Here is a 10979-nt window from a genome sequence, read left to right as displayed (position 1 = left end):
ATACCACCGTCATCGGGTCATTCAGAATAGTTGCCAATGACAACTATGCTGAGGCCGCTCTCGCTGCGTAATGCGGCGCGAAAAGCCTAAAGAAACTCCTTGCTCCTAGCCGAGTAAGGCGCGGTTGGGGAGGCACCGGGCAACAGAAGCCTCCCATCTCATTGGCATCGCCCGGGGGACGTCGCCGGGAATGAGGCGCGATCGGGGACGAAGCGGCACGGTATGACGGTTGAGTCGACGATCGACTACGAGGGACTCGCGCAGGAAGCGATGCGCGGCGTCGTACGTAAGGTTCTGGCCCGCACGGCAAAGTCGGGCTTGGCCGGCGATCACCATTTCTACATCTCCTTCGACACCGAGGCTCCCGGCGTGATTCTGTCGCGGCGGCTGAAGGAGAAGTACCCGCACGAGATGACGATCGTGCTTCAGCATCGCTTCTGGGATCTCATCGTCACCGAAGAGCGCTTCGAGGTGAAGCTGACGTTCGACGGTATTCCGGAGCGTCTGGTGGTTCCCTTCGATGCCCTCAAGGTGTTTTTCGACCCGTCGGTGCGTTTCGGCCTTCAGTTCGAGGATCCGGGCCTCGCCGCATCCGAGGCGGAGGCGGGTTCGGACGTCGAATCCGATCCTTCGGGGGATACCATCGATGGCGTCGCAGCCCGTGGTGGCGCGCCCCGCGCCCGCACGCGGAAGCCTTCGCGTCCCCGCAAGTCCGCTGGCCCGGATGGCAAGGCCGATGGCGAAGCGGACGGTGAGGCAGACGGCACCAACCTTCAGGCAACGCCGATTGCAGCGAACTCCGGCTCGAAACGACGGTCGATGTCCGACGAGGAGGCCGCCGGTTCTGAGGATGACGAGGCCGCGCCTCGGTCTGGTGGCGCCGAGATCGTCAGCCTCGACAAGTTCCGCAAGAAATAAGCAGCTTAAATCCGATCCCATTCGGACGGAAACGCCCGAATAGGCGAAGATTGCTCGCCCAAGCGAACAATTAGGTGCTTCCGTTTTTTGGAACGGAGCAGTCTCCGGCTCGACGGCGGCCGCTCAGCGTCGTCCCAGCGGATGCTTGAACCGCTCGCGCGCCCAACGGCGGCTGTGCCGATACGGGCGATCGTAATAGTTGCCATAGCTGTAATAGCGATCGCCATAGTAGCGGTGCCGATACCGTGGTCCGTATCTATAGCCGTAACCGTACCGGGGGCCGATGTAGACGCCGACCCCGCCCCATCCGCGGTGGCGTACATCTTGGACATTGCCGGGCCTTGCCTTGGCCGAGGCCGCAACGTCGGAGCCGACCAGCGGACTGGCCATTGCCGCGGTACTGGCGAGGCCGAGTAGAAGAGTCGAAAGCGCGATGACCGCGCCGCGGATGCTGATGATGCTCATTCTCAATCTCCGGAATGCGAGCCTGGTTCTCCCTCTCCCTCTGCTTCTCGTTCAATAAACGCCGCGTATCGCCATCCTGGTTCCAGGAGAGAATATTGAGGCGCGCACAAGGTGAACGCGCGTTCAGCGAGATGAACACCAAGTGACTGAATTTTATCTGTTTTTGAGCAACGGATACCCCTCGTCTCCCACGTTCATCTCGTGTAGCCCGAGAGAGCCGCACCCCGGCGGACGGGCTCGAACCAGAATGGAGACGACATATGAACGCGAAGACCAAGACTGCCCTTCTGACTGCCGCAGCGCTCGTGCTGGGTGCAAGCGTATCAGTTGCGGCGCCGGCAAAGCATCACCACGCGCATGGGCCCAGCAAGCCGGGCTATTCTAAGGTTTACAAGAAGCCTGCGGTTAGCGCCGCCGAGCGCCGCGCCATCGCCCGTAGCGCCGCCAACCTCGCCTCGCTCAAGCGGCGTGTCTTGCGTGACGGCAGGGTGTCGACCCTGGAGCGCATCCAGCTCCGCAATGCCGAGCGTCGCCATGCAGCGCTCGTTGCGCGTGCCTATCGCTCGTAGAGCAGGAAGGGCAATGCCAGGCGTTCTCGCGCGATGGAGGCCGCGGCACGCGAAGACCTGAAGTGGCGGGCGCGAGCGTCGGGCCGAAACGTCTGCAAACGGAAGGGGTCGCCTCACGTGGCGGCCCTTGTCCGTTTTCGCATCGGTGGCTCTCGTGCTATGGCCACCCCGTCCGACGAGATGCCAAGAACAGGGTTCCGCCATGACCGATAAGACGCCTGCCGCCGTCCGCATCGAGACTGATACTTTCGGCGAGATCGAGGTGCCGGCCGATCGTTATTGGGGGGCGCAGGCGCAGCGGAGCGTCGGCAATTTCAAGATCGGCTGGGAACGGCAGCCCGCGCCCATGATCCGTGCGCTCGGCATCGTGAAACGCGCCGCCGCCGAGACCAACATGGCTTTCGGCAAGCTCGACGCGAATCTCGGCGAGGCGATTGTGAAGGCGGCCCAGGAGGTGATCGACGGCAAGCTCGACGATCATTTCCCGCTCGTCGTCTGGCAGACCGGTTCCGGCACCCAGTCCAACATGAACGCCAACGAGGTGATCTCGAACCGCGCCATTGAGATGCTCGGCGGTGAAATGGGCTCGAAGCGCCCCGTCCACCCGAACGACCACGTCAACATGGCCCAGTCGTCGAACGACACGTACCCGACGGCGATGCACATCGCCTGCGCCGAAGAGATTGCGCATCGCCTGCTGCCGGCCCTCCGCCATCTGCATGCGGCCTTGAGTGAAAAGGCCCGCGCCTGGAGCGGCATCATCAAGATCGGCCGGACGCATACGCAGGATGCGACGCCGCTGACGCTCGGTCAGGAGTTCTCAGGCTATGCGCAGCAGGTGGAGAACGGCATTCGCCGCATAGAGCAGACGCTGCCGGCGTTGATGGAACTGGCCCAGGGGGGCACCGCCGTCGGCACCGGCCTCAATGCGCCGAAAGGCTTTGCCGAGCAGGTGGCGAAGCAGATCGCCGCCATCACGGGCCTGCCCTTCACCTCGGCGCCGAACAAGTTCGAGGCGCTCGCCGCCCATGACGCCATGGTGTTCTCGCATGGCGCCATCAACACGGTGGCGGCATCGCTGTTCAAGATCGCGAACGACATCCGCTTCCTCGGCTCCGGCCCGCGCTCCGGTTTAGGCGAGTTGGCACTGCCCGAGAACGAACCCGGATCGTCCATCATGCCAGGTAAGGTCAATCCGACCCAGTGCGAGGCGTTGACCCAGGTTTGTGTGCAGGTGTTCGGCAACAACGCGGCGCTGACGTTCGCGGGCAGCCAGGGACATTTCGAGCTCAACGTCTACAATCCGGTAATGGCGTACAACTTCTTGCAGTCGGTGCGCCTCGTGGCCGATGCAGCCCGCTCCTTTACCGACAACTGCGTCGTTGGCATCGTGCCGCGCGAGGACAACATCAAGGCCGGTCTTGAGCGCTCGCTGATGCTGGTGACGGCACTCGCCCCCAAGATCGGCTACGACAATGCGGCGAAGATCGCCAAGACCGCGCACAAGAACGGCACCACGCTGCGCGAGGAGGCCGTGGGCGGCGGCTACGTAACCGACGCGGAGTTCGAAGAGATCGTCGATCCCGCTAAGATGATCGCTCCCGAGTAAGCGTCAAAGGTTCGGAAGTTGAAAAATGTCCGGCGAGATCATCAACCTTCGTAAAGCCCGCAAAGTGCGTGACCGCGCGGCCAAGGAAAAGCGCGCCGAGGAGAACCGTGCCCGGTTCGGACGCCCCAAGGCCGAGCGCCTGAAGCTCGAAGCCGAGACGGAGATCGCCACGCGCCGCCTCGATGCGCATCGTCGCTCCGATGCTGGCGACGGAAGTGAGGGCGAAAGCGGACCCGCATCATCATGAGCGGTGCCGCGGTTCGTCCCGTAAAGCGCTCATTCTCGATCCGGGGGCACCGCACCTCGATCTCGCTCGAGGAGCCGTTCTGGGAGGCGCTGAAGGAGGCCGCAGCGAAGGAGCGCATGTCCCTCGCAGCCCTCATCGCCCGCATCGACGAGCGGCGGGGCGCTGCCGGTCTTTCGAGTGCCGTGCGCGTGTGGATTCTGGACTACGTCCGTTCAACGGCCGCCATCGTGAGCTACGACGGCGGCAGCCGGGATTGATCGGTGGGCAGGGGAGCTGCACCCCGTCAATAGGGCGTCCCCTGGAACGGCCGCCACTCTTCCTCCTCCGGCTTCCGGCGGCGCGGAGGCGGGCGCTGCGCCGTTGCCGGCGAGGGGACCGCGACGGGCGGCGCTGCGGCTTCGATATCGCGCTCGACCGGGACGCCATTGGGATCACCGGTCGAGACGCTGTTGTCGTAAAGATCCCCATCCGGCGCACCAAGCGGTGCACCGAGATCCTCGCGCTCCACGGCGTTCGGATAGATCACGGGCTGATCGTCCTCGAGCGCCTTGCGCCGTTCGGCCTCAAGGCGTGCCCGTTCCGCCTCCGCCGCCTTGCGCCGGGCAGCTTCCTGGCGCGCCCGTTCCTCGTCCAGCTTGCGCAGACGTTCGAGTTCGCCGACGTCGAGCTCCATCTTGCGCACGACGAGCTCGCGTTCGAGCGCGTCCGCCGAGATCCGTGGCTCGAGCTCAAAGAGGTCCTTGAGCTTGCCCGCGTAGACGACCGTCACCGGTGGCAGGAACGCGCGGGCGGATCCCGCCGCCCCGGTCTTGTCGAGCCTGGCCTCGATCTGCCATTCGCTGTCGATCCGCATGGTCTCGAGCTCGACGGCGGTCACGAACGTCGAGCGGCCTTCGTCCGTCTCTACCTTCACCCTTTCCAGCTTCAGAGCCCCGTCGCTGAGGTTTACTGGAATGGTGGTCTTCCCGAGTTTGACCCCGCCGTCCTTGAGCGTCTCCGTGATTGCATCCGCGAGAGGCATATTCGAGCCGGGGCTTTGCCCGGCCAGCGCCGCGCGCGCCGCCGCCGAAACGCTCGCGGGGGAGTTGCCGGCAAGCGTCGCCTCGCGGATCGCAAGCGTGCCCGTGCCGGTCAGGCCGGCGACGATGGCAGCCGGGCTCAGCGCCCGGCTTGAGAAGGTGACGTTAAAGGCCGCGGCGTTGCCGGACGGCGCGGGTGTGCTGTCCGCCTCCCCACCAGGCTTGCTAGCGACATCGATGGCCAGTGAGCCGGCGAGACCGATTCCAGCCGGCGCCCGCGTGATCTCGAGCTGCGATGTGAGGCGCCCCCCGATGGCGTCGCCTTCGAGGCGCGTGACCTTGATCCCGTCCGAAGAAGTCTCCGCCGCAACGCGCGCGTTGGCGATCGAAAGCCCAGGTTCGAGGCTGAGCGTGCCCGCTTCGAGCGATAGCTTTCCTTGGATCCCGTCGAGCAGCGCCAGATCGAACGCCTGCTCGGGCCAGACGATGTGGGCGGCCCCGGTCTTGTCGGATGCCGTGCGTGGCGAGGCCTCCGCCGCGGCGAGCACATCAGCCTCCCGCGCGGAGCCGAGAAGCGGTGCGAGCAGCGCGGCGAACGAAGCCTTATCCGTAAAGAGAGACGCATCGAGCTGCCTGCGGCCGTTATCGCCCGCGCTCGACACGGCCAGCGTGCCGGAGACTGTGCTGTCGCCGAGTGAAAGCCCGTTGCCGGCGAGCTTCAGCGTACCCTTTTGGCGGCTGACGGCGACGGTTCCGCTAATCGGAATGCCGGCCGCTCCATCCGCGACGCCAAGCCCGGCCATCGCCAGAGCGACGCGCACGTCCGGGGCGGCGATCTTCATCTCTCCGTCGAGATCTGTATCGCCCGTATCCGGCAAGCGAAGCTGTCCGCGATAGCCGATCTCGATCCCGTCGGCTGTGATCTCGGCAAGCGAGAGCAGTCCTTCGGCGGGAACGCCCACGGCCTTGATCAGCACGCGGCCGCTTTGCGCCTCCGTTCCCCGCACGGGCCGGATCGGCGTATCGAACAGTGTCGCCACAAGCTCGAACGCGTCCGGGCTCTCGATGTGCACCTGCGCATCGAGGGACGACGTGCGCCATTTGGCGCGCCCGCCAGCGAGGTTGAGCGAGCCGGAGATGCGCCCACCGCCGAGCACCCCATCGATGTTGAGCGACGTGGCGTTCGCGGCTCCCCCCTCGAGGCGGAGCGTGCCGGCAATGCGGAAGGGGGCGAGACGCGCGATTCGCGTTGCCTCCGCTGAGGTCCCGGTTTCGAGACCAAGGAGAGAAAGGAAGGACTGCGCAGCTTGGACGTTGGGCGCCGAGACCAGTCCGCGCACCGCGCCTTTGGGATGCGCCGGCACGTCCGAGGCCTCGCCCTCCGCCTCCACGTGAAGCCCGTCCGCAGTCCCGAAGCTGAGATGCGGGATCGTGAGCCGGCCGCGCTCGAGCTGGATGCTCGCGTCGACATCCTTGAGGCGGAGGTCGCCGTCGATGAGCTCGGCGACCTTGAGATCGAGCGAGAGATCGCTGCCTGCGGGATCGAACGGCTGAGTTGCCGAGGGCGCGCCGCCTTCGTCCTCAACCGTATCGGAGCCGAACAAGGCGCGCCGCAGGTGAGCGAGATCCACGAGTCCGGACCCGAACTGAGCGACGTCGATGCGCGGGCCTTCGACGGCGATGCGAAGCCGCTTGCGTTCGCCGAGGTCGATCTTGAAGTCGCCTTCCAGCGGCGTTCCCGAGAGCTCCGCGACGGCGTCCGTCAGCGCCAATGAGCCGTTGCCGAGCGCGAATTTTCCATCGAGCGAGAACGGGCCGTCGTTGCGCTCGCGCCCGATGCCGGGAGAGCCGAGGCCCCACGCAAGAAAGCGCATCAGGCTTTTGCCGGAGACAAAAAGGGTGCCATCGAGATCTGGCGCCCGGTCCCGCGGCGTCAGTACGCCCTCGAGTTCGAGCCGCACGCCGCCCGGGAGATCCGCCCGCACGCCCTTGAGCTCGAGCGGACCGCCTGATCGGGAGGCGGCGAGATGCACATTGCTGATCGGCTCGCCGGCAAGGGTAAGTTGGTCGAATTGAAGCCGGGCGTTGGTATCGGCCTCGGCCGGAAGCTGCGCCGCGACCAGCTCGAAATAGCTCCGCACGGCATCGAGCGGCATTTTGGCGGCGCCGGTGTGAGCGAGCCTGTCGAGATCGAGCCAGCGCGAGGCAAGCTCCACGTCGAGGCGCGTCTTGTCCGCCCAGCTGAGCTTTGCTTCCCCGGTTATCATCTGCGGGGTCGTCCCGGCTTCGAGCGACACCGAGATGTCCGACAGCGCGACGCCGAGCGCCGTTCCCTCGACCTTGGCCTTGAGCTCGAAGCCCGTGGCCCCGTGTCCTTCGTCGATGGCCACGGCGGTCTGGGGGACCTCTGCAGGCTGCTCTCCTTCGGCGTCGGAAGGCAGTGCGCCGGGCGGGGAAGGCTCCGGTTGGAGCGTCACATCCGCATCGCTTGGCGCGGGTTTGGCTGCGCCAGCGTCTCGTCCGAGCTTCGCGTTGAGCTCGCCCGTAAGCGCCGGAGTGTCGCTGAGTCCGGTGAGGCGCGCGTCGAGCATGTAGGAATTATCGGCTACGTCGACAGCCGCCTTGAACCTGAGGTCGCCGTTGTCGTCCATCTTGGCGGTGGCGATGCGGACATGGCGGGGCACGCCTTCGGAGCTTACATCGCCGCGGAACTTGTACGGGCCCTCGAGCGCCTCGGCGTTGAGCTCGCCATTGATAGAGTCGAACCGGGCAAGCTCGCCGCGCGACGGCGTGCTGATGAGGATCGCTCCATCGTGAATGGCGACCGACTGCAGCGCCACCTCCTTGGGAGCGAACGGCAGCGTGCCCGGCGCGATGGCGAGCGTGCGCCAGTTGCCGCTGCCCTCGGCATTGACAGCGAGGCTGAGGACCGGCCGGCGCAGCTCGACGCGATGCGCCTCGAGCACGCCGCGCAGAAGCGGCGGCACCGAGAGCCACATGGTGAAGCTTTCGACACGGATGATCGAGTGGCCGCCATCGGCGCTGGTATCCGCGATCCGGAGCCGCTCGAACGATACGAACGGCGCCGGCAGGAGCCGCACGTTGACGGCGCCCCCGACGCGCACCTCCCGCCCCAGGATGCGGGAGGCTTCCTCTTCGAAAATGCCTCGGTAGCTGTTCCAGTCCACAAACTGCGGAACCGCGAAAAGAACCGCCAGGGCGGTGATCAGAATGCCGCCGAGATAAAGGAGGGCGTTGTTCATCCGCGTCTAATCTGCTCATGTATCACTCGGGCGCACCTCATCAACGCGAGGGCCACGAGGCCGCACGGGCAAGCAAATCCGCACCCCGGCCCCCTTTGCCCCCGAGGCTGGTTGGCTGGCCGGAATGGGATCGCCGCCAATCGCGATGGCCGGCGGGCCCTCACCATAGCCCAACACGGGTGCCGAGTGTGACCCCCAATTGGGGTTTTTTCCTGGGGAGGGATCCCCGGGCAGGCTCGTGGAAGCGACGCCGCACCTTATATTTCCGTCATGCGGCGCCGCTGTGCGCCAGATTGTGGCCGCGAGGCCCATGCTATAGAGCGATTTATGCCGCACGAAGACAAAAACGCAGCCCGCCACGCCGTGCCTGCAGGCGTGGGCGCCGATCCCCATGCAGCCGCCGGCGCGGACGACGATCTTCCGCCGTTCGATCTGCCGATGGCGCCCGGGCGCGCGCGAGAGGCTGCACCTGCGCCGCGGGAGCGGCCCTCCATCTCCGAACGGGCCCGCGCGGGCGCGATGCCACCCTATCTCGCGGGTCTCAACCCGGAGCAGCGCGAGGCCGTGGAAGCGCTCGATGGCCCCGTCCTGGTGCTGGCCGGCGCCGGCACCGGCAAGACGCGGGTGCTGACGACGCGCATCGCCCACATCCTGGCCACGGGGCGCGCTGCCGGCCATCAAATCCTGGCCGTCACCTTCACCAACAAGGCGGCGCGCGAGATGAAGGAGCGCATTGGCGCCCTCGTCGGCGGCGCCGTGGAGGCGATGCCGTGGCTCGGCACGTTCCACTCCATCGGTGTCAAGATCCTGCGCCGCCACGCCGAGCTGGTCGGCCTCAAATCCGGCTTCACGATTCTCGATACCGACGATCAGCTCCGGCTTCTGAAGCAGGTCATCGAGGCCGACGGCCTGGACAAGAACCGCTGGCCGGCGCGCCAGCTCGCGGGCCTCATCGATAGCTGGAAGAACCGCGGCCTCACGCCCGACAAGGTGCCCGCAGGCGAGAGCTTCGCTTTCGCCAACGGCAAGGGCGCGCGTCTCTATGCGGCGTATCAGAAGCGGCTCAAGGAGCTGAACGCGGCAGATTTCGGCGATCTTCTGCTCGAGACGCTGCGGCTCTTCCTCGAGAACCCGGACGTGCTCAAGGACTACCACCGGCGCTTCCGCTATATCCTGGTCGACGAGTACCAGGACACCAACGTCGCCCAGTACCTTTGGCTGCGCCTTATTTCCCAAGGCTCGCCGAACGTCTGCTGCGTCGGCGACGACGACCAGTCGATCTATGGTTGGCGCGGCGCCGAGGTGGACAACATCCTGCGCTTCGAGCTGGATTTTCCCGGCGCGCGTATCATCCGGTTGGAGCGCAACTATCGCTCCACGGGGCACATCCTCTCCGCCGCCTCGGGGCTCATCGCCGCCAACAAGGGCCGCCTTGGCAAGACGCTCTTCACCGACGGCGAGCGGGGCGAGAAGATCTCCGTCATGGGCGTCTGGGACGACGAGGAGGAGGCCCGAGCCGTCTGCCGCGACATCGAGGAGCTGCGTAAGGACGGCCACCGGCTGAACGAGATCGCCATCCTCGTCCGCGCCTCCTTCCAGATGCGCGCCTTCGAAGACCGCTTCGTCACCACGGGGGTGCCCTATCGCGTTATCGGCGGTCCGCGCTTCTACGAGCGCGCCGAGATCAAAGACGCGCTGGCCTACCTCGAGGTGACGCACAATCCCGCCAACGATCTCAAGTTCGAGCGCATCGTCAACGTGCCCAAGCGCGGTCTAGGCGACACCAGCGTCGAGCGCATCCATGCGCTGGCCCGTGCCCGCTCCGTGCCGATGTTCCGCGCCGCCCGCGAGATCGTCGAGACTGAGGATCTCGGCGGCAAGGCCAGGAAGTCGCTGCGTGATCTCGTCGGCGCCTTCGAGCGCTGGCGCAGCCTGATCGACACCATGAAGCACACCGAGCTTGCCGAGCTTATTCTCGACGAGAGCGGCTATACGGCCCACTGGCAGGCCGACAAGAGCCCGCAGGCTCAGTCTCGGCTTGAGAACCTGAAGGAGCTCATCCGCTTCATGCACGAGTTCGAGAGTCTCGAAAGCTTCCTCGAGCACGTGAGCTTGGTCATGGATACCGAGCAGGGCGACGACGGCGACCGCGTGAGCCTGATGACGCTGCACGCCGCCAAGGGTCTCGAGTTCGACACCGTGTTCCTGCCTGGCTGGGAGGAGGGGCTCTTCCCCCACCAGCGCGCGCTCGACGAAAGCGGGGAGGCTGGCCTCGAGGAGGAGCGCCGTCTCGCCTACGTTGGCCTCACGCGCGCACGCCGCCGCGCCAAGGTCTCGTTCGCGCAGAACCGGCGCACGCGCGGGCTCTATCAGTCGGCGATCCCCTCGCGCTTCGTCGACGATCTGCCGGAAGCCGACGTGGAGGTCGTCGAGACCAAGAGCCCGTTCGGCGGCGCCTACCAGAATTTCGGCAATCCGTTCGAGGCCGGCGGCTTTGGGCGCAATCCCTATGGCAAGAGCCGTTTTGACGACGCCGCGCCACGCTTCGGCGCCAGCTACGACACGCCGGGCTGGCAGCGCGCCCAATCCTTCGAGAAGGCCAGGTCCCACGAGAAGGATTGGTCGCGCGACGCCGATCGCCGCCGCCAGGCAAGCCTCAAGCCGATGAAGCCGCCGATCACCATCGAAGGCGAGCTGATCGCCTCATCGTCGGCAGAGGGCGCGGGCTTTGGAGTAGGCACCCGCGTGCGCCATCAGAAGTTCGGCCCAGGCACGGTGACCGAGGTGGATGGCAACAAGCTCACGATCGAGTTCGATCACGCCGGTAGGAAGCGGGTCGTCGACAGCTTCGTTGTCCGAGTTTGAGGTGGGGCGGCGCAAGTCGTCGGC

Annotated in this window: 8 protein-coding genes and 1 other RNA gene; 7 read left to right on the top strand and 2 right to left on the bottom strand. The window is 66.0% G+C overall.

From position 1 onward, the window contains the following. Positions 1–157, top strand: a transfer-messenger RNA (tmRNA) gene (ssrA, locus tag V7P99_RS08540); the annotation flags it as partial. 65 nt (positions 158–222) lie between these two features. Then, the gene (locus V7P99_RS08535; RefSeq protein WP_333794379.1) at positions 223–918 is read left to right on the top strand and encodes an SspB family protein; all 696 of its coding nucleotides are present in this window, start codon (positions 223–225) and stop codon (positions 916–918) included. A 123-nt stretch (positions 919–1041) separates the two neighbouring features. Here V7P99_RS08535 and V7P99_RS08530 read toward each other — a convergent pair whose 3' ends face one another. After that, entirely contained in the window at positions 1042–1383 is a 342-nt protein-coding gene (locus V7P99_RS08530; protein WP_333794378.1) for a hypothetical protein, read from the bottom strand. A 260-nt stretch (positions 1384–1643) separates the two neighbouring features. Between V7P99_RS08530 and V7P99_RS08525 the strand changes: the two genes are divergently transcribed. The 4 genes from V7P99_RS08525 to V7P99_RS08510 all read left to right on the top strand — a co-directional run bounded on the left by V7P99_RS08525 (position 1644) and on the right by V7P99_RS08510 (position 4065). Then, on the top strand, positions 1644–1952 hold the full coding sequence (locus V7P99_RS08525; RefSeq protein WP_333794377.1) for a hypothetical protein: 309 nt from the start codon (positions 1644–1646) through the stop codon (positions 1950–1952). 202 nt (positions 1953–2154) lie between these two features. Next, positions 2155–3561, top strand: a complete 1407-nt coding sequence (fumC, locus tag V7P99_RS08520; protein ID WP_333794376.1) for a class II fumarate hydratase — start codon at positions 2155–2157, stop codon at positions 3559–3561. Between the two features lie 25 nt (positions 3562–3586). Further along, entirely contained in the window at positions 3587–3808 is a 222-nt protein-coding gene (locus V7P99_RS08515; RefSeq protein ID WP_333794375.1) for a DUF4169 family protein, read from the top strand. Beyond that, entirely contained in the window at positions 3805–4065 is a 261-nt protein-coding gene (locus tag V7P99_RS08510; RefSeq protein WP_333794374.1) for a ribbon-helix-helix domain-containing protein, read from the top strand. Before V7P99_RS08515 ends, V7P99_RS08510 begins: the two co-directional genes overlap by 4 nt. 26 nt (positions 4066–4091) lie before the next feature. Here the strand turns inward: V7P99_RS08510 and V7P99_RS08505 are convergent, their stop codons facing one another. Beyond that, positions 4092–8090 carry an AsmA family protein gene (locus V7P99_RS08505; protein ID WP_333794373.1) on the bottom strand — a complete coding sequence of 1333 codons (3999 nt, stop codon included), beginning with the start codon at positions 8088–8090 and terminating at the stop codon, positions 4092–4094. Between the two features lie 327 nt (positions 8091–8417). Between V7P99_RS08505 and V7P99_RS08500 the strand changes: the two genes are divergently transcribed. Beyond that, entirely contained in the window at positions 8418–10955 is a 2538-nt protein-coding gene (locus V7P99_RS08500; RefSeq protein WP_442909890.1) for a UvrD-helicase domain-containing protein, read from the top strand. Positions 10956–10979 lie beyond the last annotated feature (24 nt).

Source organism: Hyphomicrobium sp. (assembly GCF_036780825.1).
GTDB lineage: Bacteria > Pseudomonadota > Alphaproteobacteria > Rhizobiales > Hyphomicrobiaceae > Hyphomicrobium_C.
The sequence above is the reverse complement of the archived record's forward strand: the minus strand, read 5'-3'. Positions and strand labels throughout refer to the sequence as shown.